The organism is Micromonospora sp. NBRC 110009 (assembly GCF_030518795.1).
In the GTDB taxonomy this organism is placed as follows: domain Bacteria; phylum Actinomycetota; class Actinomycetes; order Mycobacteriales; family Micromonosporaceae; genus Micromonospora.
Window position 1 is genome coordinate 146,759 of sequence record NZ_CP130427.1, and the last position, 26,276, is coordinate 173,034.

19 protein-coding genes are annotated in these 26,276 nt (G+C 73.5%); 13 read left to right on the forward strand and 6 right to left on the reverse strand.

Features of this window, described 5'->3' with window-relative positions:
- Nucleotides 1-70: 70 nt before the first annotated feature.
- Both Q2K19_RS00730 and Q2K19_RS00735 read left to right on the forward strand, forming a co-directional pair.
- On the forward strand, nt 71-1,912 hold the full coding sequence (locus Q2K19_RS00730; protein ID WP_446839716.1) for a polysaccharide biosynthesis protein: 1,842 nt from the start codon (nt 71-73) through the stop codon (nt 1,910-1,912).
- Nucleotides 1,913-2,122: 210 nt separating this feature from the next.
- Nucleotides 2,123-3,328, forward strand: a complete 1,206-nt coding sequence (locus tag Q2K19_RS00735) for a glycosyltransferase family 4 protein (RefSeq protein WP_302766717.1) — start codon at nt 2,123-2,125, stop codon at nt 3,326-3,328.
- A 35-nt stretch (nt 3,329-3,363) separates the two neighbouring features.
- Here Q2K19_RS00735 and Q2K19_RS00740 read toward each other — a convergent pair whose 3' ends face one another.
- The gene (locus Q2K19_RS00740; protein WP_302772906.1) at nt 3,364-4,371 is read right to left on the reverse strand and encodes an NAD-dependent epimerase/dehydratase family protein; all 1,008 of its coding nucleotides are present in this window, start codon (nt 4,369-4,371) and stop codon (nt 3,364-3,366) included.
- 261 nt (nt 4,372-4,632) lie between these two features.
- Here Q2K19_RS00740 and Q2K19_RS00745 point away from each other — a divergent pair, with 261 nt between their 5' ends.
- The 3 genes from Q2K19_RS00745 (at nt 4,633) to Q2K19_RS00755 (ending at nt 8,224) form a co-directional block, all read left to right on the forward strand.
- Nucleotides 4,633-5,808 carry a glycosyltransferase gene (locus Q2K19_RS00745; protein WP_302766718.1) on the forward strand — a complete coding sequence of 392 codons (1,176 nt, stop codon included), beginning with the start codon at nt 4,633-4,635 and terminating at the stop codon, nt 5,806-5,808.
- A 96-nt stretch (nt 5,809-5,904) separates the two neighbouring features.
- The gene (locus Q2K19_RS00750) at nt 5,905-7,197 is read left to right on the forward strand and encodes a lipopolysaccharide biosynthesis protein (RefSeq protein WP_302766720.1); all 1,293 of its coding nucleotides are present in this window, start codon (nt 5,905-5,907) and stop codon (nt 7,195-7,197) included.
- A gap of 130 nt (nt 7,198-7,327) precedes the next feature.
- Nucleotides 7,328-8,224: an NAD(+)/NADH kinase gene (locus Q2K19_RS00755; protein ID WP_302766721.1), complete on the forward strand. Its 897-nt coding sequence runs from the start codon at nt 7,328-7,330 to the stop codon at nt 8,222-8,224.
- A gap of 38 nt (nt 8,225-8,262) precedes the next feature.
- On the opposite strand, the gene pgm is transcribed toward Q2K19_RS00755, so the two are convergent.
- The gene (gene pgm, locus Q2K19_RS00760; protein WP_302766723.1) at nt 8,263-9,906 is read right to left on the reverse strand and encodes a phosphoglucomutase (alpha-D-glucose-1,6-bisphosphate-dependent); all 1,644 of its coding nucleotides are present in this window, start codon (nt 9,904-9,906) and stop codon (nt 8,263-8,265) included.
- A 29-nt stretch (nt 9,907-9,935) separates the two neighbouring features.
- Nucleotides 9,936-11,168 (reverse strand): glucose-1-phosphate adenylyltransferase, encoded by a 1,233-nt coding sequence (gene glgC / locus Q2K19_RS00765; protein ID WP_302766724.1) that lies wholly within the window; start codon nt 11,166-11,168, stop codon nt 9,936-9,938.
- A 95-nt stretch (nt 11,169-11,263) separates the two neighbouring features.
- Here glgC and glgA point away from each other — a divergent pair, with 95 nt between their 5' ends.
- From glgA to Q2K19_RS00785, 4 genes are all read left to right on the forward strand, one after another.
- Nucleotides 11,264-12,472: a glycogen synthase gene (gene glgA, locus Q2K19_RS00770; RefSeq protein ID WP_302766725.1), complete on the forward strand. Its 1,209-nt coding sequence runs from the start codon at nt 11,264-11,266 to the stop codon at nt 12,470-12,472.
- A 38-nt stretch (nt 12,473-12,510) separates the two neighbouring features.
- On the forward strand, nt 12,511-14,607 hold the full coding sequence (locus Q2K19_RS00775) for an alpha-1,4-glucan--maltose-1-phosphate maltosyltransferase (RefSeq protein WP_302766727.1): 2,097 nt from the start codon (nt 12,511-12,513) through the stop codon (nt 14,605-14,607).
- Nucleotides 14,595-16,697, forward strand: coding sequence for a 1,4-alpha-glucan branching protein GlgB (gene glgB, locus Q2K19_RS00780; protein WP_302766729.1), 2,103 nt, complete (start codon nt 14,595-14,597; stop codon nt 16,695-16,697). The genes Q2K19_RS00775 and glgB overlap by 13 nt, the downstream gene beginning before the upstream one ends.
- Before the next feature lie 77 nt (nt 16,698-16,774).
- Nucleotides 16,775-18,268 carry a M48 family metallopeptidase gene (locus Q2K19_RS00785; protein WP_302766730.1) on the forward strand — a complete coding sequence of 498 codons (1,494 nt, stop codon included), beginning with the start codon at nt 16,775-16,777 and terminating at the stop codon, nt 18,266-18,268.
- A gap of 294 nt (nt 18,269-18,562) precedes the next feature.
- Here the strand turns inward: Q2K19_RS00785 and Q2K19_RS00790 are convergent, their stop codons facing one another.
- Both Q2K19_RS00790 and Q2K19_RS00795 read right to left on the reverse strand, forming a co-directional pair.
- Nucleotides 18,563-19,216 carry a class I SAM-dependent methyltransferase gene (locus tag Q2K19_RS00790; protein WP_302766731.1) on the reverse strand — a complete coding sequence of 218 codons (654 nt, stop codon included), beginning with the start codon at nt 19,214-19,216 and terminating at the stop codon, nt 18,563-18,565.
- 112 nt (nt 19,217-19,328) lie between these two features.
- Nucleotides 19,329-20,369 carry an App1 family protein gene (locus tag Q2K19_RS00795; RefSeq protein WP_302766732.1) on the reverse strand — a complete coding sequence of 347 codons (1,041 nt, stop codon included), beginning with the start codon at nt 20,367-20,369 and terminating at the stop codon, nt 19,329-19,331.
- Between the two features lie 120 nt (nt 20,370-20,489).
- Here Q2K19_RS00795 and Q2K19_RS00800 point away from each other — a divergent pair, with 120 nt between their 5' ends.
- The 4 genes from Q2K19_RS00800 to Q2K19_RS00815 all read left to right on the forward strand — a co-directional run bounded on the left by Q2K19_RS00800 (nt 20,490) and on the right by Q2K19_RS00815 (nt 24,804).
- Entirely contained in the window at nt 20,490-22,100 is a 1,611-nt protein-coding gene (locus Q2K19_RS00800; RefSeq protein ID WP_302766733.1) for a hypothetical protein, read from the forward strand.
- Nucleotides 22,101-22,121: 21 nt separating this feature from the next.
- On the forward strand, nt 22,122-22,919 hold the full coding sequence (gene yaaA, locus Q2K19_RS00805; RefSeq protein ID WP_302766735.1) for a peroxide stress protein YaaA: 798 nt from the start codon (nt 22,122-22,124) through the stop codon (nt 22,917-22,919).
- Between the two features lie 96 nt (nt 22,920-23,015).
- Nucleotides 23,016-23,684 carry a hypothetical protein gene (locus Q2K19_RS00810; protein ID WP_302766736.1) on the forward strand — a complete coding sequence of 223 codons (669 nt, stop codon included), beginning with the start codon at nt 23,016-23,018 and terminating at the stop codon, nt 23,682-23,684.
- Between the two features lie 157 nt (nt 23,685-23,841).
- The gene (locus Q2K19_RS00815) at nt 23,842-24,804 is read left to right on the forward strand and encodes a TAXI family TRAP transporter solute-binding subunit (protein WP_446839715.1); all 963 of its coding nucleotides are present in this window, start codon (nt 23,842-23,844) and stop codon (nt 24,802-24,804) included.
- Between the two features lie 33 nt (nt 24,805-24,837).
- Here the strand turns inward: Q2K19_RS00815 and Q2K19_RS00820 are convergent, their stop codons facing one another.
- Nucleotides 24,838-26,268 carry a sensor histidine kinase gene (locus tag Q2K19_RS00820; RefSeq protein ID WP_302766739.1) on the reverse strand — a complete coding sequence of 477 codons (1,431 nt, stop codon included), beginning with the start codon at nt 26,266-26,268 and terminating at the stop codon, nt 24,838-24,840.
- Nucleotides 26,269-26,276 lie beyond the last annotated feature (8 nt).

Genomic DNA, 26,276 nt, shown 5'->3' on the forward strand with positions numbered 1-26,276 from the left:
ATTTCTGTCCGATTCGCGCGGTCTGTCAATCACCGCGCCGCTTCCTACCTCGTATGCAGCCGGAGGTCGCATGCCGCCCATCGCCACCACACACCAGCCCGTCCCCGCGGCTCCCGCTCAGAGGATCGCCCGGCGCCGGTCAACGGCTCCGCTGGTCGCCCTGGACTGCGCGGCCTGGACGGTCGGCCTGTCCACGGCGACGTGGGCGCGGTACGAATTCCATGTCACCGCCGCTGACCTGGCCCGGGCCGCAACTGTCGGTCTGGCGGCCAGCGTTCTTCACCTCGGCATCTCGTGGGTCCAGCGCAGGCGCTGGGGCCGCTTTCCGGTGGGGAGCATGCAGGAAGCACGGGCTCTGGCCGCCACGACCGCCTGCACCGCCCTGGCTGTCCTGCTCACCATCGTCGCGCTCGCGGAACGACCCGTGCCCGCCAGCTCGCCCCTGGTCGGGGCCGCGATCGCCCTGCTCTGCATGCTCACCATCCGTTCCGCGTACCGGGCCCGACGCGACCGGGCATTGCGCCCGGACGCGCGCTCCGCGACCCCGGTGCTGCTGTTCGGCCTCGGCTCGGCCGGACAGGCGTTGCTCCGGGCGCTGCTCAGCGAGCCGCGAGGCCGCTACCTCCCGGTGGGGCTGCTCGACGACGACCCGGCGAAGCTGCACCTTCGGATCAGCGGCGTGCCGGTCCTCGGCGGCCGACGCGAGATCGCCAGCACCATCCAGCGGACCGGCGCCCGGACGCTGGTCTTCTCCGTGGCCAACGCGGACGCGGAACTGATCCGCGAGATCCGCCGGCTCACGCTCGCGGCCGGAGCGGAGTTCAAGGTGCTCCCACCGGTCGGCGAGCTCGTGGACCACCGGATCCGGGTCAGCGACATGCGTAGCCCGAACGTCGCCGACCTGCTCGGGCGGCGGCAGGTGGTGAGCGACCCGGTGACCAACGAGAGCGGGCTCGCCGGACGGCGAATCCTGGTGACCGGAGCCGGCGGGTCGATCGGCTCGGAGCTGTGCCGGCAGATCATGCGGGCCGGCCCGGGCGAGCTGATGATGCTCGACCGCGACGAGTCGGCGCTGCACAGCCTGCAGCTCGCCCTCACCGGACAGGCCCTGCTGGACGACCCACGGCTGATCCTCGCCGACCTCCGCGACCACGAGGGCATTCGGCGGATCATCGAACGGCGGCGACCGGACATCATCTTCCACGCCGCCGCGCTCAAGCACCTTCCGCTGCTGCAGCAACACCCCGGTGAGGCGGTCAAGACCAACGTCTGGGGCACCCAGGCGGTCCTCGACGCCTGCCGGGACGTGGCGAAGTTCGTCAACATCTCCACGGACAAGGCCGCCGATCCGGTGAGCGTGCTCGGCTACTCCAAGCGGATAACCGAGCGGCTGACCGCGCACGCCGCGCAGACCTACCCCGGCACCTTCCTCAGCGTCCGCTTCGGCAACGTGCTGAGCAGCCGCGGCTCGGTGGTGACCGCGTTCCGGGCGCAGATCGAGGCGGGGCTGCCCATCACCGTGACCCACCCCGAGGTGACCCGCTACCTGATGACGGTCCAGGAGGCGGTTCACCTCGTCCTGCAAGCCGCGGCCATCGGGCGGGCCGGCGAGGCGTTGGTCCTGGACATGGGCGAACCGGTACGCATCAACGACCTCGCCCGACAGCTCGCCGACCAGGCCCCCGGCCCCACTCGCATCGTCTACACCGGCCTCCGTCCCGGCGAGAAGCTGCACGAGGACCTCTTCGGTGCGGATGAGCCGGACCTGCGCCCGCTGCATCCGCTCATCTCGCACGTGCCGGTGCCACCGCTCAGCCCCGCCGAGGTCACCGCGCTCGACCCGTTCGACGACCCGGAGAAGGTTGTCGAGCGCCTCTCCTGGCTCTGCCAACAGCCGGCGCAGCCCTGGTGACAACGGGTACCGGCCGATGATCGGCGGCGGCCTGCGTCGCATTATCCGGATTGGAGACACCATGGCCATCCACCGTCCTTCCGCCCGCCCCTCGCGGCTGCCGCCTGACCCCTCGGAGAGCCTTGGCGGCTGCGCCGAGCTGGCTGAGCGACGCGCCAGGGAGCGCGCCACCCGGGCGACCGACGTCGTCGAGGGGTCGGTGGGTCACCGATGAGGGTGGTGGTGAGCACCGAGGCCCGGTTCTCCCGTACGCCGGACGGCGCGGTCTGGACTGTCGGCAGCAGCGCCAGCCACCGGTTCTGGACGCGCTACCTGACAACCTTCGAGCAGGTCCGCGTGGTGGCCCGAACGTTGGACGTCCCGGCGCCCGCAGACGGCGCGGTACGGGTCGACGGGAGCCAGGTCGAGGTGTGGCCGGTGCCGCACTACGTCGGGCCGCAGGAGTACCTGCGGTTCCGGCGGAGGGTCGGTGCGGCGGTACGCGCCGCGGCGGATCACGCCGACGCGGTGATCCTGCGGGTCCCCTCGCCCATCGGCGGGCTGCTGGCGAGCGACCGTCGCCGGCGAGGGCTGCCGTACGGGCTGGAGGTGGTGGGCGACCCGTACGACGTGTTGGCGCCGGGGGTGGTGAGCCATCCGCTGCGACCGCTCCTGCGGCAGTGGTCGGTCCGGACGCTGCGTCGTCAGTGTGCGTCCGCCAGGGCGGTCTCCTACGTGACGGAGCGGTGCCTGCAGGCCCGGTATCCCGCCCGTCGCGACGCCGTCGTCGCGGCCTACTCGAGCGTCGACCTGCCGCCGGCGGCGTACGTCCCGCAACCGAGGCGGCGCGCTGGATCGCCGGAGACCTGGACCCTGGTGTCGGTGGGGTCACTGGACCAGCTCTACAAGGGCATCGACACCCTGATCGAGGCGGTCGCCCGGTTGACGTCCGCCGGCACCCGCCTGCGCCTGGTCCACGTCGGCGGCGGCGCGTACCAGTCCCGGCTCGAACAGCTCGCGGCCCGGCTCGGCGTGGCCGACCGGGTGGTCCTGCTCGGTGCGGTGCCCGCCGGCGAGCCGGTACGGCAGCGGCTCGACGCGGCCGACCTGTTCGTCCTGCCGTCACGGACGGAGGGGCTTCCCCGGGCGCTCATCGAAGCGATGGCACGAGGGTTGCCGGCGATCGGGGCCAGCGTCGGTGGAGTGCCGGAGCTGTTGACCGACGAGGACCTCGTGGCGCCGGACGACCCGACCGGGTTGGCGGACGCGATCGCCCGTATGCTGGCCGACCCGGCCCGGATGGCGGCGGCCTCCGCCCGGAACCTCGCGCACTCCGGACGTTACTCCGCGGAAGCCCTGGCGGAGCGGCGGGAGGCGTTCTACCGCCGACTGCGGGCGCTCACCCAGCAACCTGCTCCGGCGACCAGCAACGCGTGACACGGCCGGCCCGCTCATGCGGGCCGGCCGGGACATCAGGACGGGGAGGTCACCGCAACGGTTGAGCCCAGCGCCTCCGCGTGGCCGGCGCGCTCCCGTGGCGCCGGGGCCGGCAGCCATCCTCGGAACCACTCCACCGTGGCCCGGAGTCCGTCCTCGACCGGCGTCGGGGCGACGTCGGGGAAGAGTTGACGCAGGGTGCCGGTGTCGGCCTGGGAGTGCCGGACGTCGCCGGGCCGGGGGGCGAGCATGGTGCGCTCGATCGGCCGCCCGATGATCTGCTCCAGCTGGGTCAGGACCGTCTGAAGCTCGATCCGGTTGCCGAACGCCAGGTTCACCGGCTGTGCGTGCTGCACCCGGCGCGTCACCGCGTCGAGCAGCACCCGGCACACGGTCTCCACGTAGGTGAAGTCGCGGGACTGCCGGCCGTCGCCGTGGACGACCACCGGCTCTCCCCGCAGCGCGGCGTGCACGAACCGGGGAATCACGGCCGCGTACGCGTGGTCGTGGCGCTGGCCGGGGCCGAAGATGTTGAAGAACCGGAAGGCGAGGGTGGGCAGCCCGAAGCATGCCTGGTAGGCAAGGGCGTACGCCTCGGTCGACAACTTGCTCACCGCGTACGGGCTCATCGGCCTGGTCCAGGCCAGCTCATCCTTGGGCAGGACGGGGTTCGCGCCGTAGACCGAGGACGACGACGCCACGACGACGTGGGGCACGTCGGCCCGGCGGGCCGCCTCCAGCACGCAGAGCGTTCCGGTGGCGTTGGCGGCGTGTGTCGAGACCGGGTCGGCGATCGAGCGGGGCACGCTCGGCAGCGCGGCGAGGTGCACGACCGCGTCACGGCCGAGCATCGCTCGGCTCAGCGCCTCGCCGTCCAGGATGGATCCGCGGATCACCTCCGCCTCGATCCCGGCGAGATTGCGCTCCACGCCGGTGGAGAAGTCATCGATCACTCGCACGTCGGCGTAGCCCCCGTGCCGCAGGGCGGCGCGGACCAGGTTGCTGCCGACAAAGCCGGCCCCGCCGGTGACCAGTAGCCGCATCGTATTCACACGCCCCGCTTTCCGAATCGCGTCCATGTTGGTGGCGGCTCGACAGCGGGCCGACGACACGCTTCTGACCCGGGATGCTTCCTCGGCCGAGCCGGGATTGAGAGTAGTCAGGTTCACGCACTCTTTGCTCCGAAAGACGGTTTTCGCCGTTATTCGACCGATAGTGGGGTTCGAGGGCATCAAGAGCTGATACAACGGGATTGACCTTTTAGCCCGTCTGGGTGACGGCCGGCAAGCAGCCCGAGGAGTCCCATGTCCGTCGAAGAGGTGGATCTTGCGGCGTCCGCCGCCGCCGAGCGCGACCGTCCGCCGCCGATCCGGGTGATCCGGGTGCTCGGATCCCTGGACACCGGCGGCGCCGAGCAGCGTGCCATCGAGCTGATACCCAGGCTGGTCGCGGCCGGGGTGATCCCGCACTTCGTCACCCTCAGCGGCCGGAAGGGGTCGATGGCCCCGGTGGCCGAACAGTTCGGCGCCCACGTGCATCCGCTTCCGATCGATGCGCGCTTTCCGCTGCGCTTCCTCCGGCTGATCCGGCAGCTCCGGCCACGCGCCGTGCACTCGGAGGTGGCAACCTTCTCCGGCGTTCCCCTGCTCCTGGCCGCGCTGGCCGGCCGTCCGGTGCGGATAGCGCACTTCCACAATGACGGAGACGGCCACCCCGACACCCTCCGCCGGCGGTGGCAACGAGCGGTGATGCGGAAACTGATCTCGACGTTCGCCACCGACATCATCGGGGTGGCGCCCGGCACCCTCACCCATCTCTACCGACGGTCGTGGGAGTCGGATGCCCGCTGTCGGGTGCTCGCCAACGGTCATGACCTGGACCGGCTACGGCAGCCGTCCGCCGTCAACCTCCGCGCCACTGTCGCTGCCACCCCCGGGGAGTTGCTCTGCCTCTGCGTCTGCCGGCCGGCTCCGGTCAAACGACGGCCCATGGTTCCGGCGATCATCGCGGCGCTGGGGGCTCGGGGAATCGCTGCCCGGGCGGTACTGGTGGGGCCGAGGGATCGCGTCGACGATCGCGAGGTGCTCGCCGCGGCCCGGGCCCACGGGGTCGCGGACCGGGTGCACCTGCTCGGCCCGCGCGACGACGTCGGTGGGCTCCTCCGCCAGGCGGACCTGCTGCTTCACCCCGCCGAGCGGGAAGGGCTACCGGGTACGGTGCTGGAGGCCCTGGCGCTCGGCACGCCGGTCGTGGCCGCTGACCTCCCCGGTATCCGATTCATCCGCGACCACCTCCCTGGCCTGACGACGCTGGACGTCACCGCACCAGCCCAGGACTGGGCGGAGGCGGTTCAGACGCTGGGACTCCGACCCGGCCAGGGGCACGACGTCGAGGAGGCGGTGCGGCGGTTCGAGGCAAGCGTCTTCTCGCTAACGACCGCGGCGGAGCAGCACCTGGCCATGTACACCCGGTCCGGATAGCGGCGGAGCCGGTGACACGTCGCGAGAGCAGGCCGCCCGCCCGGGCCGGCCGTGGCGCTCCGCGGACCCGACCAGCAGCGACCAGGAGGTAGCGCGGTGGCTCGGAACCGCACCCGGGCCGTCGCGATGCTGACCGGGGCCAGCGCGCTGACGGCTGCGGCCAACAGCGCCGGCGCCATGGCAGCCACCGTCGCCTTGGGCGCCGATGAGCGGGGCGCGATGGTGCTCGTCCTGACGATCAGCGGAGTCGTCGCCATGATCGCACCGCTCGGGACCGGCATCGCGCTACGCGCGCAACTCCCCCGGGTCGACGACGAGGCGGCCCGGGGATCGTTGCTCGGCTCCTACCTGTGGCTCACCCTCGGCCTGGCCGCCCTCGGGGCCGCTCTGGCCGTCGTCGCTGTCCGGGTGTCCGCCCCCGCCATCGACGCTGGCCTCGCCGACCCGCGCCTGCTCGTGGCGGTCGCCGTCTCGACGCTCGCCCAGGTCCTGCTGTGGCAGTCCAACGAACTGTTCTACGCCGTCGCAGAGTTCCGGCAGGGCGCCACCTGGAACCTGGCGTCGGTGGTGGCCGGTCTCGCCGGGCTGCTGGTCGCCATCGCGATCTCCGCCCAGGCCTGGCTGCTCCTGCTGCTGCAGGGCACGGGAGTGCTCGCGGCCATGGTGGCGCGCTTGCGGCCGCTGCGCCGGCGGGGCCTGATCCGCCCGGTGGCCCCGTCGGGGCAGGTGCTGCGCGCCCTGTTCCGCCAGGGCGTCCCGTCGCTCGGGCTCAACATCGGCATCGTCCTGGCGCAGCGCGCAGACCGGTACATCCTCGGTGTCGTGGCCGGCACCACCGCGGTCGGGATCTACTCGCTGGGGGCCACGATGAGCGGGATGGCCGGGCTGATTCCGCTCGCCATCGGGCAGGTTTCCCTGAATGATGCCGCCACCGCTGGCGCCCGATTCTGGCCCGGCCGGCACATCGTCTGGGCTCTCGGCGGCGCCACGTTGAGCAGCATCGCCATCGCGCTCGGCGGCTGGCTCCTCCTGGTCCCGGTCTTCGGCGAGGACTTCGCGCCCGCTCGCCACCTGCTCTTCCCGCTGCTCGTCGCGGAGATCTGCCTCGCCCCGTACTGGGTGGCCGGCCGGGCGCTGCTCGGCGGCGGATGGAGCCGGACCGCTGCGGTCATCGGCGCAGCCAGCGCGGTCGGCGCCGCGGCGCTCTACGGGTTTGCCATTCCGATCTGGGGGATGACGGGCGCCGCGCTGGCGTCCATCGCCCTGTACGCCGGCCTGTCGCTGATGTCCATGGCGCTGCTGGCCCGCCGGGTCGGCGGCCCACGCGGCCGGATTCCGGCCACCGCCGCGCGTCATGCGCCGGTGGAACGCGTCCGCATCCACAGTTGACCCGCCGGTGACCGCACCCGTCGGGAGTGTGGCCCAGCCGGCACCTCCCCTGCGGCCGGCGCAGCTTCCGCGACGTCCGGCGCGTCCGCCGCCGATGTGGTGAGCTGTATAGGTGGCGGGGCTGGGTCTGATGCTGCACCCCACTCGGGACGTCTCCGAGGTGGTCGGGATCATCGAGCGGTGGGCGGCGCGCCACCGCAAGACGCTGATGGTGCGCGCGGAGGACGCGCACCGGGTGCCGCACAGCGTCGAGCCGGTCCCGGCGAGCGAGGTGGCCGTCCGCGCGGACGCGCTGATCAGCATCGGCGGGGACGGCACCATGCTGGGTGCGCTGCGCTCGGCCGTCCGCAACCCGAAGCCGGTGCTGGGGGTGCACCTGGGCCGGCTCGGGTTCCTCGTGGAGGTCGAGCCGCCGGACCTGCCGGCAGCGCTCGACCGGCTCGTCGCACACGATTTCACCGTCGAGTCGCACGCCTGCCTCGCCTGCGACGTGTGCGGCGACGACGTGGTGGCCTTCAACGACGTCGCGCTGGTCCGTCAGCCCGGCTCCGGCTTCGTCACCGCCACCCTCGCCGTGGACGGCCGGCGATACGGGTACTACCGCTGCGACGCCCTGGTGATCAGCACGCCGACCGGCTCGACGGCGTACAGCTACGCGGCGGGCGGCCCGCTGGTCTCCCCGGCGGTGGACGCGGTGGTGGTGACCCCGTCGGCGCCGATGGCCGGCATCTCCCGGTCGGTGGTGCTCGCGCCGGAGGAGAGCATCCGGCTGGAGCTTCAGCCCAATTCGGCGGCGGTCGCCGTCGAGATGGACGGGCTGGTGATCCGGGACGCGGCGACCGAGGGGGCCGTGGACATCAGCTACCGCCGGGACGCCGGCCTGGTGGTCCGCTTCGACCCAGGTCGCTACCGGGAGCGCAACCAGCTCAAGCTGAGCCTGCTCGACCTGCCGTTCCTGCCCGACCAGCTCCGCGAGCTGCTCCCCGACGAGGTTCGACAGCAGCGCGAGCTGCAGCCGCCCTGCTGACCGGGAAGCCGCCCGGAAGACCCGGCGCCGCCACCTGTTCAGGCTTTCGCCAGCACCGCGTCGACCAGGGCCTTCGCCTCCTCCTGGATCCGGGAGAGGTGCTCGGGCCCGTGGAACGACTCCGCGTAGATCTTGTAGACGTCCTCCGTGCCGGACGGCCGGGCGGCGAACCAGCCCGACGCCGTGGTCACCTTCAGCCCACCGATCGACGCGCCGTTGCCGGGGGCGGTGGTGAGGATGGCGGTGATCGGCTCGCCGGCCAGCTCCGCCGCGGTCACCTGATCGGGTGACAGCTTGGCCAGCACCGCCTTCTGCTCGCGGCTGGCCGGGGCGTCGATCCGGGCGTACGCGGGTGCGCCGAAGCGCTCGGCCAGCTCGGCCCAGTGCTGGCTCGGGGTCTTCCCAGTGGTGGCGATGATCTCCGAGGCGAGCAGGCAGAGCAGGATGCCGTCCTTGTCGGTGGTCCAGGTGCCGCCGTCGCGGCGCAGGAAGGACGCGCCGGCGCTCTCCTCGCCGCCGAAGCCGACCGCCCCGTCGAGCAGGCCGGGCACGAACCACTTGAAGCCGACCGGCACCTCCAGCAGCGGCCGCCCCAGGTCCTCGGCGACCCGGTCGATCATTGAGGAGGAGACCAGCGTCTTGCCGACCGCCGCCGCCGGCCCCCACTGCTCCCGGGTCCGGAAGAGGTGGCCGATGGCCACGGCCAGGTAGTGGTTGGGGTTCATCAGGCCACCGTCCGGCGTGACGATGCCGTGCCGGTCGGCGTCGGCGTCGTTGCCGGTGGAGACCGCGAACCGGTCGCGGGCCGCGATCAGCGAGGCCATCGCGTTCGGTGAGGAGCAGTCCATCCGGATCTTGCCGTCCCCGTCCAGGGTCATGAACCGCCAGGTCGGGTCGACGTTCGGGTTGATCACGGTGAGGTCGAGCCGGTGCCGTTCGGCGATCTCCCCCCAGTACGCCACGCTCGCCCCGCCCATCGGGTCGGCGCCGATGCGCACCCCGGCGTCGCGGATCGCGGCGATGTCCAGCACCGCGGGCAGGTCGTCGACGTACCGGGCGAGGAAGTCGTACTCCCCGGTGGTGTCGGCGGCGCGCGCCCGCGCGTACGGGATGCGCTTCACCTCCTTGAGCCCGGCGGCGAGGATGCTGTTCGCGCGGTCCTGGATCCACTTCGTGACGTCGCTGTCGGCGGGCCCGCCGTGGGTGGGGTTGTACTTGAAGCCGCCGTCGTCCGGCGGGTTGTGCGACGGGGTGATCACGATGCCGTCGGCGAGCCCGGCGGTCCGCCCCCGGTTGTGGGTGAGGATGGCGTGCGACAGCGCCGGGGTGGGGGTGTAGCCGTTGCGGCTGTCCCGCAGCACGGTGACGTCGTTGGCGGCGAGCACCTCCAACGCGCTGACCTCCGCCGGGGCGGAGAGCGCGTGGGTGTCCCGGGCGAGGAAGAGCGGGCCGTCCAGGCCCTGCTCCCGCCGGTAGTCGCAGAGCGCCTGGGTGACGGCGAGGATGTGGTCCTCGTTGAAGGCGTTCTTCAGGCTGGACCCGCGGTGCCCGGAGGTGCCGAAGGAGACCTGCTGCGCCGGGTCGGCCGGATCCGGGTGCTCGGCGTAGTAGGCGGTGACCAGCCGGGGCACGTCGACCAGGTCGGCGGGCTCGGCGGGCTGGCCGGCACGGGGGTGGGCCACTGCGGGATCCTCCTCGAAAGCACGGGCGGTCAGGGCTCGACGCGCTGACCCTTGCCGATGACGACGATGCCGTTGTCGGAGACGGTGTAGCGCTGCCGGTCCTTCTCCAGGTCGACGCCGATCTCGGCGCCCTCCGGAACGTAGACGTTCTTGTCCAGGATGGCCCGCCGGACGACCGCGTGCCGGCCGATCTCGACACCCTCCATGAGCACCGAGCCGTCCACGTGCGCCCAGGAGTGGACCTTCACCTTCGGCGAGACGATCGAGTTCTCCACCAGCGAGCCCGAGATCACCGACCCGGGCGAGACCATCGAGCTGACCGCCCGGCCGATCCGCTCGCCCCAGGCGTGAACGAACTTCGCGGGCGGGTACGGCGGCTGGTTGCTGTAGATCGGCCAGTCGAAGTTGTAGAGGTTGAACACCGGGTGGACGTTGATCAGGTCCATGTGGGCGTCGTAGAAGGAGTCGAGCGTCCCCACGTCCCGCCAGTAGCCGCGGTCCCGGTCGGTGCTGCCGGGGACCTCGTTGTCCTTGAAGTCGTAGACGTTGGCCTCGCCCCGCTCGACCAGCATCGGGATGATGCTGCCGCCCATGTCGTGCTTGCTGGTCTTGTCCTCGGCGTCGCGCTCGACCGCCTCGCAGAGCGCCTTCGTGGTGAAGACGTAGTTGCCCATCGAGGCGTAGATCTGGTCCGGCGCGTCGGGCAGCCCCACCGCGTCGGTGGGCTTTTCGCGGAACGCCCGGATGCGGCGGCCGTCCTGGCCGACCTCGATCACGCCGAACTGGTCGGCCATCGACAGCGGCTGCCGGATGCCGGCCACGGTGACCGCGGCGCCGGAGGCGATGTGGTCCTCCACCATCTGCCGCGGGTCCATCCGGTAGATGTGATCGGCGCCGAAGACGATCACATGCTCCGGCTGCTCATCGTTGATCAGGTTGAAGCTCTGGTAGATCGCGTCGGCCGAGCCGGCGAACCACCACGGGCCACGGCGCTGCTGCGCGGGCACCGGGGTGACGTAGTTGCCGAGCATCGTCGACATCCGCCACGTCTGGGAGATGTGGCGGTCCAACGAATGGGACTTGTACTGGGTCAGCACGACGATCTTGAGATAGCCGGCGTTGGCCAGGTTCGAGAGGACGAAGTCGACCATGCGGTACATCCCGCCGAAGGGGACGGCCGGCTTCGCCCGGTCGGTGGTGAGGGGCATCAGGCGCTTGCCCTCCCCGCCGGCCAGGACGATCGCGAGCACCTTGGCAGCCATGCTCAGACGCTAACCATCCAGCCCCAACTTCACCACTCGTACGCGCACAGTTCCGCACCGGGTGCGGGGTCGGAATCTGCACTAGGGTGCCGGGCATGACCGATTCCGCACGGCTGCGCGTCGACCTGCTCACCCGGGAGTACCCGCCGGAGGTCTACGGCGGCGCCGGGGTGCACGTCGAGTACCTGGCGCGCGAGCTGCGGCGCCTCGCCGACGTACGGGTGCACTGCTTCGGCGCGCCGCGCGACGAGCCGGGGGTCACCGCGTACCCGGAGCCGGCCGGGCTGGCCGGGGCGAACGCCGCGCTGCGCACCATGGGTGTCGACCTGGAGATGGCCGCCGGCGCTGCCGGCACCGACGTGGTGCACAGCCACACCTGGTACGCCAACCTGGCCGGGCACACCGCGAAGCTGCTGCACGGGGTGCCGCACGTGGTCACCGCGCACAGCCTGGAGCCGCTGCGCCCGTGGAAGGCCGAGCAGCTCGGCGGCGGGTACGCGCTCTCCTCCTGGTGCGAGCGGACCGCGTTCGAGGCGGCCGACGCGGTGATCGCGGTCAGCGAGGGGATGCGCCAGGACGTGCTGCTGGCCTACCCGGCGGTGAACCCGGACCGGGTGCGGGTGGTGCACAACGGCATCGACACCGCGCAGTACGCCCCGGACCCGGGCACCGACGTGCTGGACCGGCTCGGCATCGACCCGGCCCTGCCCAGCGTGGTGTACGTCGGCCGGATCACCCGGCAGAAGGGCCTGCCGTACCTGCTGCGGGCGGCCCGGGAGCTGCCGGCGGACACCCAGCTCGTGCTGCTCGCCGGCGCGCCGGACACCCCGGAGATCGCCGCCGAGGTGGAGGGGCTGGTCGCGGAGCTGCGGGCCAACCGGTCGGGGGTGATCTGGGTGGCCGCGATGCTCCCGAAGCACGAGGTGATCCAGGTGCTCACCCACGCCACGATCTTCGTCTGCCCGTCCGTCTACGAGCCGATGGGCATCGTGAACCTGGAGGCGATGGCCTGCGAGACGGCCGTGGTGGCCACCGCCACCGGCGGCATCCCGGAGGTGGTGGTGGACGGCGGGACCGGGCTGCTGGTGCCGATCGAACAGGCCACCGACGGCAGCGGCCGGCCGCTTGACCCGGGGCGGTTCGTGGCCGACCTGGCGGGGCGGATCAACGAGCTGCTGGCCGACCCGGAACGGATCGTCGAGTTCGGCCGGGCGGGCCGTCGCCGGGCCGTCGAGCACTTCTCCTGGGACGCCATCGCGCAGCGGACGCTGGAGGTGTACCGGTCGGCTGGCGCCGCCGGCTGACCCGAGCGCGAAGCGATCTCGCGCAGTAGGTTGAACCGGTGACAGGACGGTTCCCGATCGAAGACGTCTCCCCCGTCGTCTCCTGCGGTCGCTACCCGGCCAAGGCGGTGGTCGGCGAGCTCGTGCCGGTGTCGGCCCGCGCCTACCGCGAGGGGCACGACGCGCTCGGCTGCAACGTGGTCTGGCTCGGCCCGGACGGCGCGGCCCGCCCGTTCACCCGGATGCGCCCCGGCGAACCGGGCCAGGACCGCTGGCACGCCACCATCCGACCGGACGCCGTCGGCACCTGGCGGTTCACCGTCGAGGCGTTCCACGACCCCTACCTGACCTGGCAGAACGCCGTCACCAAGAAGCTCGCCGCCGGCCAGGGCCCGGCCGACCTGGCCAACGACCTGGCCGAGGGGGCCCGGGTGCTGGAAGCGGCGCTGGAGCTCGTCCCGGACGCCGACCGCGGGCGGGTCCGGGCCGCAGCCGTTGCGCTGCGCGACGAGGACCTCGACCTGCCCCGCCGGGTCGGCCCGGCGCTGGACCTGGCGGCGCTGCTCTGGGACCACCCGGTCCGCGAGTTGGTCACCACCGGGGACGAGCACCGGCTCTGGGTGGACCGGCCCCGGGCCCTCTTCTCCGCGTGGTACGAGTTCTTCCCCCGCTCCGAGGGCGCGGTCCCGGCCGCCGTCGACGCGCCCGCGCAGTCGGGCACCTTCGCCACCGCGACGGAACGCCTGCCGGGCGTCGCGGCGATGGGCTTCGACGTGCTCTACCTGCCGCCGATCCACCCGATCGGCCGGATCAACCGCAAGGGCCGCAACAACGCGCTCACCGCCGGGCCCGACGACGTGGGCTCACCGTGGGCGATCGGCGCCGCCGAGGGCGGCCACGACGCCATCCACCCCGACCTGGGTACGCCCGAGGACTTCCGCGCGTTCATCGCCGCCGCGGCCGAGCAGGGCCTGGAGGTGGCGATGGACCTGGCGTTGCAGTGCGCCCCGGACCACCCGTGGGTGACCGCGCACCCGGAGTGGTTCACCACCCGGGCCGACGGCAGCATCGCGTACGCGGAGAACCCGCCGAAGAAGTACCAGGACATCTACCCGCTGAACTTCGACAACGACCCGGCGGGCATCCGGGCGGAGATCCTGCGCGTGGTGCTGCACTGGGTGGGCGAGGGCATCCGGATCTTCCGAGTGGACAACCCGCACACCAAGCCGTTCGACTTCTGGCACTGGTTGATCCGGGAGGTCAAGAAGGTCGACCCGGACGTGCTCTTCCTCGCCGAGGCGTTCACCCGCCCGGCGATCATGCACGGGCTGGGCAAGATCGGCTTCACCCAGTCGTACACCTACTTCACCTGGCGCACGACGGCGGCCGAGATGCGGGCGTACTGCGAGGAGCTGGTCGCGGCGGCCGACTACATGCGACCCAACTTCTGGCCCAACACCCCGGACATCCTCCACGAGTCGCTCCAGCACGGCGGCCCGCCGATGTTCAAGATCCGGGCGGTGCTGGCCGCGCTGCTCTCCCCCTCCTGGGGAATGTACGCCGGCTACGAGCTCTTCGAGCACGTCCCGCGCCCCGGCGCCGAGGAGTATCTGGACAACGAGAAGTACGAGCTGCGCCCGCGGGACTGGACCGGGGCGCAGGAGCAGGGCCGCTCGCTCGCCCCGTTCATCGCCACCCTCAACCGGGTACGCCGCGCGAATCCGGCCCTGCACCGGCTGCGCAACCTGCGCTTCCACGACATCGACAACCCGGCGCTGCTCTGCTGGTCCAAGCACGACCCGGACACCGGCAACACGGTCATCGTGGTCTGCTCGTTCGACTCGCGCACGGTGCAGTGGGGCAACACCACGCTCGACATGCCGGCCCTCGGCTTCGACTGGCACGAACGGTTCACCGTGCACGACGAGCTGAGCGGGGTCAGCTACGACTGGGGGCAGCACAACGCGGTGCGGCTGGACCCGTACCTGCAACCCGCACACGTGTTCACCGTGCGCCGGCCCGTACCGCCGGCCGAGCCCGAACCGCCGGCCCCGGCGGTGCCCGACCTGACCGTCGCAGACGTACCCGCCGACCTCTCCGGCGGCACCGCCCCGACCGCACCGGCCGCGAAGGACGACGCACGATGGACCAGCTGATCGCCGGCGAGGCGTACGACCCGCACGCCGTGCTCGGCGCGCACCCCGCCGACGGGCGCACCACCATCCGCACCATGCGCCGCGGCGCCACCGACGTGACCTTGCTCGTCGGTGACGACCGGCATCCGATGAAGCGGGTGCACGACGTGGGCGTCTTCGAGGCGGCGGTGCCCGGGGAGGTGCTCGACTACCGGGTCGAGGTGGACGGCACGGTGCACGACGACCCCTACCGCTACCCGCCCACCGTCGGCGAGCTGGACCTGCACCTGATCGGCGAGGGGCGGCACGAGCGGCTCTGGGAGGCGCTCGGCGCCCGGGTCTTCGACGAGGGCGTGGCGTTCTCCGTCTGGGCGCCCAACGCCCGCGGGGTGCGGGTGGTCGGCGACTTCACCGGCTGGGGCCCGGACGACGGCTGGCCGATGCGCTCGCTCGGGTCGAGCGGCGTGTGGGAGGTCTTCGTGCCGGAGGCCGCCGCCGGCGCCCGCTACAAGTACCGGATCCTCGGCGCCGACGGGCACTGGCGGGACAAGGCGGACCCCCTCGCGGCCCGCACCGAGGTCCCGCCGGCCACCGCGTCGGTGGTGCACCACTCGGCGTACGAGTGGGGTGACGGCGACTGGCTCGCGCGGCGGGCGAAGCGGCAGCCGCACCAGGAGCCGATGAGCGTCTACGAGGTGCACCTCGGCTCGTGGCGGCCCGGCCTCGGCTACCGGGAGCTGGCCGAGCAGCTCACCGCGTACGTCACCGAACTCGGCTTCACCCACGTGGAGTTCCTGCCGGTGATGGAGCACCCGTTCGGCGGCTCCTGGGGCTACCAGGTCACCGGCTACTACGCCCCCACCGCCCGATTCGGCGACCCGGACGAGTTCCGCCACCTGGTGGACCGGCTGCACCAGGCCGGCATCGGGGTGCTCCTCGACTGGGTGCCGGCGCACTTCCCCAAGGACGAGTGGGCCCTCGCGCGCTTCGACGGCACCCCGCTCTACGAGCACCCCGACCCGCGGCGCGGCGAACACCCCGACTGGGGGACCTACGTCTTCGACTTCGGCCGCCGTGAGGTGCGCAACTTCCTGGTCGCCAACGCGCTCTTCTGGCTGGACCAGTTCCACGTCGACGGGCTGCGGGTCGACGCGGTCGCCTCGATGCTCTACCTGGACTACTCCCGCCAGGAGGGGCAGTGGGCCCCCAACGTGCACGGCGGCCGGGAGAACCTGGAGGCCATCGCGTTCCTCCAGGAGGTCAACGCCAGCGTCTACAAGCACCACGCCGGGGCGGTGATGATTGCCGAGGAGTCCACCGCCTGGCCCGGGGTGACCCGGCCGACCAACGAGGGCGGGCTCGGCTTCGGCTTCAAGTGGAACATGGGCTGGATGCACGACACCCTTCTCTACACCTCGAAGGACCCGATCTACCGGCAGCACCACCACCATCAGCTCACCTTCTCCCTGGCGTACGCCTGGAGCGAGAACTACGTGCTGCCGATCAGCCACGACGAGGTGGTGCACGGCAAGGGCTCCCTGGTGGGCAAGATGCCCGGCGACACCTGGCAGCGGCTGGCCAACGTGCGGGCGCTCCTGGCGTACATGTGGGCGCACCCGGGCAAGCAGCTGCTCTTCATGGGCTGCGAGCTCGCCGACGACCGGGAGTGGAGCGAGGAGCGCGGCCTCGACTGGTACCTGACGCACGACCCGGCCCGGGCCGGGGTGCAGCGCCTGGTCGGCGACCTGAACCGGATCTACCGGGCCACCCCGGCGCTCTGGGCGCAGGACACCGAGCCGGCCGGGTTCCGCTGGATCGCCGGCGACGACGTCGCCAACAACACCGTCTCGTTCATCCGGATCGCCCCGGACGGCGCGACCCTGGTCTGCGTGGCGAACTTCTCCGCCCGGCCGCTGGAGGGCTACCGGGTCGGCCTGCCCGCCGCCGGGACCTGGACCGAGGTGCTCAACACCGACGCCCACCACTATGGCGGGTCCGGGGTGGGCAACCTCGGCGCGGTGCAGGCCGAGAACGTGCCGTGGCACGGGATGGTGGCGTCGGCGTCGTTGCGCGTGCCGCCGCTCGGCGTCCTCTGGCTCCGCCGCGACTGAACCCGCGCCGAAAGGGTCTTGTCGCGCATCCTCCCCCGTCGATAACCTGCACGCCGCACACGGGGGAGGAACATCAGATGAAGACCACGCTGCGCGCCGCACTGTCCGTCGCGCTGCTCATCGGCTTCTACGTGCTGGCCGTCGGGCTGGTCGTGGCGGTCGGCGCGTTCGGCCTGGGCTACGGCACCGACTGGGACGGCTCCGGCGCCCCCACCAGCCTCCGGCCGTTCGTGGTCGGGGCCGCGATCGCCCTGCTTCTCGCGCTGATCTTCGCCTTCGGACGGGTGCTGGCCCTCCGCCCGTCCCCACCGGCCGGTGTCCGGCTCACCCAGGAACGGGCACCGGAGCTGTGGGCGCTGGTGCGGGACCTCGCCGACCGGGCCGGCACCCGCGAGCCGGACGAGATCCGGCTGGTCGGCGGGGCCAACGCCGCCGTGACCGAGGAGTCGAAGCTGCTCGGCCTGATCCCCGGCTGGCGTACCGTGCTCGTCGGGCTGCCGCTGCTGCGCGCGTACACGGTCGACCAGCTCCGGGCGGTCCTCGCGCACGAGATGGGGCACTTCTCCGGCCGGCACACGGCCACGGTGCGCCTCGCCCACCGTGGCCGGATGGTCATCGTCGAGACGGTCCGTGGCACCACCGTCGGGGTGCTGCGCGCCGTTCTCACCGGCTACGCCCACCTGTACGTCGCCGTCGAGCAGTCCGTCAGCCGGGAGCTGGAGTACGAGGCCGACCGCACCGCCGTGGCCGCCGGCGGGAAGACGGCGATGGTCAGCGCGCTGCGCGAGATCCGGGTGGTGGCCACCGGCTGGGACGAGTACCTGGAGCACCACGTGCTGCCGGCGTACGACCGCGGCCACCTGCCGGAGGACCTGTTCGGCGGGTTCGCCGCGTACCTGACCGCGTGCCGCGAGGAGATCCGCGAACGCAGCGTCGAGGTGGCGCCGGCCGAGCCGGGTTGGTGGGACAGCCACCCGCCGATCGGAGCCCGGATCGCCGCGCTCCGGTTCGTACCGGACGTACCGGTGGCCGCCGACGGTCGCCCCGCCACCGCGTTGCTGCCCGACCTCGACGCGGCCGGCCGGCAGCTCCAGGCGGGCCTCTTCGAACGGCCCGGCGTCCGGCTGCTGCCCTGGGACCGGCTCACCCCGACCTTGGCGTACCAGTCCGCCCGAGGGCTGGCCCACCCGCTGTTCCAGGCGGCCACCCGGCTGACCGGGCGGGCCGACGCCGACCTCGACCAACTGCTCGATCTCTTCGCCGCCGACCGGTACGCCGACCTCGCCCGGGAACTCAGCCTGGACACCGACGCCGAGTCGGGCCTGGAGGCGTTGACCGCGGCGTTCGAAGGCGCGGTCGAGGCGGCGGCGGTCGACTCCGGCGCCGCCGCCTGGCAGCACTCCTGGACCGGGCCGCCGGAGCTGCTCACCACCACCGGCGAGCCGCTGCCCCTCGGCGAACTGGTGGAGCTGGCGGGGGATCCCGCCACGGTGCCCGCCGCCCGGGACCGCCTCGCCGCGCTCGGCATCCGGACCTCGGTCGCCGCGCCCACCGGGGCCGCCACCGCCTGAGCCGCTCCCCGCTCCCCGCGCACCGCGCACCGCTCCGTCGGCGTGGCGTCGGACTGGCGGAGACACCACCTCTTACCGATATGCCGCTGAGTCATATTTATTTATGCCTCAGCGGCATATCGCTCTCACCTCTCACGCGGAGCGACGGACACTACCCCGTGTAGCAATCCGTGCCGCGCTTCATCCTTCGCGGTGGCCACCGGGACGGGGCGGCCCGGGTCGCAGCTACGCCGACGCGGCCCGCCCCCGCAGTCCGGGATCGACGGTGCGGATCAGCGGCACTGGTAGACCCGCCTACCGGCTGGAGTCGACCGCCCGGACCGTGCGCAGCAGGAAGCCGGGCAGCGACAGCTCCTGGCCGCCGGTCTCCGCGGCCACGTCGATCTCCTCGATCTCCGTGTCGACCCAGACCGGCTCGGCGAAACGCGCCCTCAACCACTCCTCGGTCACGCCCCAGCCCTGGTCCGCCGCCAGCGCCACCGCCAGTACGAAGACGGTCGCGCCCGGCGCGGCGAGGCCCGGCAGCACCGCGAGGTATCCGTCCACCTCGCCACCGCCGCGCCGGTCGAGGCTGTGCAGCAGACCGGAGTCGAACACCGAGTCGAACGGCGCCGACGGCAACGACAGTCGCGTGGCGTCCTGGACCTCGAAGTCCACCGTCAGGCCCTCGGCGGCCGCCTTGGCCCGGGCCATGTCGATCGCCACGCGCGAGATGTCGATCGCCGTCACCTGGTAGCCGTGGCGGGCCAGGGCGAGCGCGAGATCACCCGCGCCGCAGCCGACGTCGAGCACCTTCGGGCCCGGCACTACGTGGTCGAGCACCTCCGCGAGTGCCGGCTGCGGGCCGCCGATGTCCCAGGGCGGCCCGCCCGAGTCGGCAGTGTCGCGGTAGACCTCGTCGTAGTCGATGTCATAGGGCCGGTCAACCTCGGCGTCGCGTGCGCCCACCGTCAACCCCCTGGGCAACTCGCTTGCCGGCAGGACCGTGCAGGAGGCGATCCTACGTCGCGCGGGTGACGCCGGCCGCCTCCTCGTGCCGGGATCCGGGCGGTCGCCGTACTCAGACGAGGCCCGCCTCCCGCAGCAGCTTCCACAGCCCGGCGCCGTCCGGGGCGGAGAGCCACTTCTGGCCCACCGGGCCGGCGGACGGGCGACCCGCCGGGGCGGGCAGGCTGCCGGCGAGCACCGACTGGGTGGGCGAGAGCCGGCGGATCGCCACGCCGGCCACGTTGTCCGGGTGCGCGGCGGCGAACTCGCGGTAGATCTCCTGGTCGTGCTGGCCGTCGTCGCCGATCAACAGCCACCGGACCTCCGGGAACTCCCGGGCCAACCGGGCCAGGGTGGCCCGCTTGTGCTCCCGGCCGCTGCGGAACCAGCGGTCGGCGGTCGGCCCCCAGTCGGTGAGCAGCAGCGGGCCGGCCGGATAGAGGTGCCGGGAGAGGAACCGGGTCAGCGTCGGCGCGACGTTCCAGGCGCCGGTGGAGAGGTAGAAGACCGGCGCGCCCGGGTGGGCGGTGGCCAGCCGCTCGTAGAGCACCGCCATGCCGGGGACGGCGGCCCGGGCGTGCTCGTCGAGGACGAAGGTGTTCCACGCGGCGAGCAGCGGCCGGGGCAACGCGGTGACCATGACCGTGTCGTCGATGTCGGACAGGATGCCGAACCGGACGTCCGGGTCGAGGACGCGGACCAGGGCCTCGACCGGCTCGGCGTCGGGGACGCTGAGGCGTACGCAGCCCCAGCCGGGGGTGAAGTCCGCCTTGACGATCGTGTCGACGAAGCCGCTGCGGTCCGCGGTCGCCTCCTGGCGTACGCCGCCGGCCTCGATGGTGACCCTGGCGTACTTGGCCGGCAGGGTGGCGAAGCTGCGCCAGCCCCGCACCTTCTCCAGCCGGCCCCGCTGCCGGGTGTCCGGGCGGCCGAGCAGCACCCGGCAGAGCACCCGCGCCCAGCCCGGGGCGCCGTACCCGGCGTACGCGATGATGTTGACCTGCCATCCGGTGCGCCGCAGCCGGCGTTCGACCAGGCCGTGCAGGGCGTCCTCGATCCGCGCGGCCCGATGCAGCTGCGGTACCGCCAGTTGGTCCGGTGGTGTCGGTGGCACGCTGCCACCCTGCCACAGCCGGCGGACACCGGCCACGCGAGTCGGCTGCGCCGATCCAGCCCCGGGGCCGGGTGCCACCGTGACAGACTGCGGTCGCAGGCGACGACGGGGGCGTTGGTCGTGTCGACACCAGTGCGTGACCCGGGGCGGTGGCGTCCGGCGCTGGACCGGCCGGCGCTGGTCGCGCTGCTGCTCGGGGCGGCCGGGGTCGGCTACCGGCTGGTCCTGACGCTGCTGACCCTGCCCACGTCGAACAGCGACGAGGCGACCTTCGGGCTGGCCGCCCTGCACATCGCCACCGGCCACGAACGGCCGGTCTTCCTGTACGGCCAGCGCTACATGGGCATGCTGGAGTCCTACCTGGCGGCGCCGCTGGTCGCCTGGGCCGGGCCGAGCTGGCCGGTGCTGCGGCTGCCGCTGCTGGTGCTCTACGCGGCCTTCCTGTGGCTGGCGTACCGGCTGACCCGCCGCCTCTTCTCCCCCTGGCTGGCCGCCTTCGTGGTCGGCCTGCTGGCCCTCGGCTCGGAGCGGGTGGTCCGGGACCAACTCACCGCGGTGGGTGGGCGGCCGGAGGTGAAGCCGGCGGTGCTGGCGATGCTGCTGATCGCGGTGGCCCTCGGCGAGCGTCGGGTGCGGCACCGCTGGCTGGCCACCGGCGTGTTCGGGCTGCTCGCCGGGGTGGCGCTCTGGTCGGACTGGTTGATCGTGCCGTACCTGGCGGTGGCCGGGCTGGTGCTGGTGTGGGCGGCGCCCCGGGACCTGGTCGGCTGGCCGGGGGTGCTGCTGGTCGCCGGGTTCCTGGTCGGCGTCGCCCCGATGATCAAGGACAACATCATCGCCCCGGAGGGGCAGGACTCGTTGTCGGTGTTCCGCGAGATCAGCACCAAGGACGGGGCGGCCCCGTCCTGGTCGGAGCGGCTGCACGGCGGGCTGCTGGAGGGGGTGCCGCTGGCCTCCGGGCTCTGCCCGATGGACGGCTGTGCCCGGTGGGTGGAGTGGTTCGGCCTGCTCTACCCGCTGCTCCTGGTGGCCGCCGCCGGGCTCGGGCTGGTCGCGTACCGGCGGGCCGCCGACCCGGCCGCGCGGGTCCGGGCGGTCGCGCGGCTCGCCCTGGTCGTCGGCGCGGCGCTGACCCTGCTCGGGTACGTCCGCAGCGCGCTCGCCGCCACGGATCCGGTGGGCAACGCCCGCTACCTGTCGGTGCTGCAGATCTCACTGCCGGCGGTGCTCTGGCCGCTCTGGCTGGCCGCCGCCCATGCGGGGCGCGGTACGGCGGGCGCGGCGGCCCGGACCGGCGGGGCGGTGGCCGGGCTGGTGCTGGCGGCGCTCACCGCGACCGCGCTCGCGGCCACCGCGGCGTTCGTCGCCGACGCGCCGCCGCTGCGGGCCGAGGAACGACGGGCCCGGGAGCTGGCCGACGCGGTCCGCCGGACCGGCCTGCACGACGTGTACGGGGACTACTGGACGTGCAACCGGCTGATCTTCAACACCGGCGAGGCGGTGACCTGCGGGGTGCTGGACGGCGACCTGACTCCCGGGCAGAACCGCTACCCGGCGTACTGGAAGCGGGTGGGGCGGGCGGCCCGGCCCGGGTACGTGCTGGCCGTCGGGTCGCCGGCGGAGCGGACGCTGCGCCGGCTGGTCGGCGACCGGGCCGACGCGGCCGTGGTGGCCGAGGTGGGCGGCTATCGCGTGTACCACCCGGAGACCGCCGTGCGGCCGTGGCGCTGAACCGGGTCGTACGCTGACCCGATGCTCATCCTGCTGCCCCCGTCCGAGGGGAAGGCCGAGGCCGGCACGGGCCGGCGGCTCGACCTGTCCCGGCTCTCCCTGCCGGAGCTGACCCCGGCCCGCGAGGCGGTGCTGGACGCGCTCGTCGCGCTCTGCGCCGGGCCGGACGAGGCGGCGGCCCGGGCGGCACTCGGGCTCAGCGAGGGGCAGCGCGGCGAGCTGCGGCGCAACGCCCGGCTGCGGGTCGCGGCCACCGCACCGGCCGGGCGGATCTACACCGGGGTGCTCTACGAGGCGCTTGACCTGGCCACACTGCCGCCGACGGCGGAACGGCTGGCCCGCCGGTCGGTGCTGATCAGCTCCGGCCTCTGGGGCGCGGTACGCCTCACCGACCGGATCCCGCCCTACCGCTGCCCGGTCGGGGCGAAGCTGCCCGGCGTCGGCGCGCTGTCGGCGTACTGGCGGGCTGCCCTCGGCCCGGCGATGGCGGCGGCCGCCGGCAGCGGGCCGGTGCTGGACCTGCGCTCCGGGGCGTACGCGGCCACCTGGGCGCCGCGCGGGCCGGTCGCCGAGCGGACCGTCACGGTCCGGGTGCTGCACGAACGCGACGTCGACGGGGTGCCAACCCGCTCGGTGGTGAGCCACTTCAACAAGGCCACCAAGGGGCGGCTGGTCCGCGACCTGCTCACCGCCGGCGCCCGACCGCGCACCCCGGACGCCCTGATCGGAGCGCTGCGCGACCTCAAGTACACGGTCGAGGAGCAGCCCGCGGCGGCCGGCCGGCCACGCCAGCTCGACATCGTGGTCACCGACCTGTAGCCGCAAATTTTGCTCAAGGCTCGGGCGCAGCCGTTTCGCCGTGCCGGCGACGGGGTCACGGTAAGGGAACCCCGACGCCGACAAGGAGCTCCCCCGATGGCCCCCGAGCCCACCACACTGCTCGACCGGCCCCGGCCGTCGTCGACACCGCCACCGCTGGACTGGCTGACCCTGGCCGACGCGTTCGAGGTCGCCTGCCTGCTGCGCTGCACCCCGCCCCCGGCCGCCGACGGCCGCCGCACCGGCGTCGCGACGTACCGGGGCGGGGTCGCCGAGTTCAACCGGGAGGACGCGGCGCGCCGGATGCGGCAGCTTCTCGGCCGCCTCGCCGTGCCGGTCGAGCACGAGCTGGCCACCGGGGGGCTGCGCCGCCGCTACGAGCTGCACCGGCTGCACGTGCCGCGGGAGCACCGGTCGACGTACGCGAACCTGCTGGAGGCGGGCTGGCGCCAGGGCCGCCGGGAGCTGCTCGGCGGCCCGGTCCCCGGCGCCTCCCCGGCCCGGCGGATGTGGCGGCCCCGGCTGGCCGCCGCCGCCTGGCGCGCGGCGCTGCTGGCCGGCGGGCGGCACGTCCGACGGCACAGCCTGGGCATCCGGCTGGCCGACCGGGACCTGGCCGCGGTGCTCGTGCGCGGCGCGGCGCTGCTGGAGGTCCCGGTGATGCTCCGGCCGGGGGCCGGCTGTTTCGTGGTGAGCGTCCCCAACGGCGCGCACCGCACCCGGATCGTGGACAGCGCCGCCCTGGTGCCCCGCGCGCCGGCCTGAACCGCACACCCGGCGGCCGTCCGCAACCGCGCCGCCGGGTGCCCCCTGCTTCGGGGGAGCGGGGCCTCCACCGGGACCGAGGCCCCGCTCCCCCGGGATCCCGCCGACCGCCGCTGCGGGTTGCGCGGCGGGCGGTGCACGGCGCAGAGTGCAGCGCGTGAGCCGACACTGGTCCGTGCCCGGGCGACGCCGGGTCGCCGCGCCGGTCGCGCTGCTGATGCTGCTGCTGCCCGCCCTCGGCGGGCTCGCCGCCTGCCGGGACGAGCCGACCGAGCCGGTCCGGATCAGGATCGCCACGGGCAGCCCGACCGCCGTCTACCACGCCTTCGGCCAGTCGCTGGCCGCCCTCCTCAACCGGGAGGTGCCCGGGGTACGGGCCAGCGTGGTGGTCACCGCCGCCTCGGCGCAGAACGTCCGGCTGGTCGGCTCGGGTGCGGCGGAGCTGGGCTTCACCCAGGCCGACGTGCTGCCCACCCGCGCCGTCGAGCACCCGACGGTGCTCGCCGTGGCCCGCGTCTACGACGACCTGCTGCACCTGGTCACCACGGCCGGTGGCCCGGTGCGGACCCTCGCCGACCTGCGCGACCGGCGGGTGTCGGTGGGCGCCGACGGTTCGGGCACCGAGGTCACCGCGATGCGGCTGCTGGAGGTGGCCCAGCTCGGCGGCGACCGGGTACGTCGGGAACACCTGGGCCTGGACGACTCGGTGGCGGCGCTGCGCGCCGGCCGGATCGACGCGTTCTTCTTCTCCGGCGGCCTGCCGGTGCGCGGGGTGGCGGAGCTGGCCGGCAGCACCGCGGTCCGGATGGTCGACCTGGGCGAGTGGACCGAGCCGCTGCGCCGGTCCTACGGGCAGGTCTACGTGACCCGGGACATCCCCCGCTCGGTGTACGGGACCGAACCGGTCAGCACGGTGGCGAACCCGAACTACCTGATCGTCCGCGCCGACCTGCCGGAGGCGCTGGTGCGGGAGGTGACCCGGCTGCTGATGGAGCGCCGGGCGGAGCTGGCCGCCGCGCACCCGGCGGCCGGCCGGATGAGTCCCCGGTCGGCGATCGTCACCACTCCCCTGCCGCTGCACCCCGGTGCCGCCGACTGGTACCGGTCCAGCAAGCCCTGACCCCGGGGACGCCGGGACGGGGCGGGTGCCGGGTCAGGCCCGGACCGGGGCGGAGTCGGCCGGCTGGTCGGCGCCGGCCGGCGCGTCGGCGGCCTGCTCCGGGGCGGGGAACCAGAGCTCGGCGACCAGCCCGCGGGGCTCGCCCTGGCGCATCGTCAGCCGGCCGTCGGAGGCGTCCACCAGCACCGCCACGATGGTCAGCCCCAGCCCGGCGCCGTCCACGTTCTGCACGTCGGGCGCCCGCCAGAACCGCTCGGTGGCCTGGTCGAGCTGGCTGGCCGTCATGCCGGGGCCGTTGTCGCGCACCGCCAGCGCGGTCCCGCCGTCGGCGGCGCGGACGGTCACCGTCACCTCGCCGCCGGCGCCGCTGAACTTGACCGCGTTGTCGATCAGCGCGTCGAGGGCCTGGTCGATGGCGGTCGGCACGGTCCGGGCGTACACGGGGGCGGTGGCCATGTCGAGGTGAAGGGCGACCGACCGGTGCCGGGCCAGCGGCAGCCAGGCCGCCACCCGGGACGCGGCCACCGCGGCGGCGTCCACGGTGACCCGCTGGTTCTCCTCGCGCTCGGCCCGGGCCAGGGTGAGCAGCGCGTCCAGCACGGTGGCCAGCCGGTCGGTCTCCTCCAGCGCCAGCCGGTGCTCGGCCCGGCCGTCCGCGTCGGTCAGGCTCGGTCCCAGTTCCTCCACCCGCAGCCGCAGCGCGGTCAGCGGGTTGCGCAGCTGGTGGCTGGCGTGCGCCACGAAGGCCCGCTGCCGGTCCATCACGTCGGAGACCACGTCGGCCATGTTGTTGAAGCTGGCCGCCAGCCGGCGCAGCTCCGGGGGGCCGAGCCGGGGGCGCACCCGGGCGGTCCGGTGTCCCTCGGCGATCTCGTGGGTGACCGCGTCCAGCTCGGTGACCGGGCGCAGCACCCAGCCGGCCAGCCCGAACGCGGTGGAGACGCAGGCCAGCACGGCGAGCAGGCCGATGCCGGCGAGCAGCAGCCACCACGTGGTGATGGTGTGCCGCACCTTGCCGGCCGGGGTGGCGGTCACCACCGCCCCGAGCACCTCGCCGCCGTCGTTGATCGGGACGGCCACCAGCACCGGCCCGTCCACCCACGGCCAGACCGACTCCGGCCCGCTGAACTGCTGCCCGGCGAGCGCGGTGTTCAGCGCCGCGTCGGCGCCCGGGCCGAATTTCCAGCTCACCGAGGCGGCCACGGTGCGGCGGTCCCGGTCGACCACCGCGGCGCCGATGCCGTACAGCTCGTCGTACGCGGCCAGCTCCGCGTCGAGCGGGCCGGGCCCGCCGCCGCGCAGCGCCGGGCCGGCCAGCGAGGCGACCCGGGTGGCGTCGGCGAGCCGGTCGGCGCGGACCCGGTCGGTCTCCCGGGTGGCGAGGGTGGCGGCCAGCGGCGTCTCCAGGGCCAGCAGCACCAGCACCATCAGCAGCAGGTAGCTGATCACCAGCCGGCGCCGCACCGCGGGCT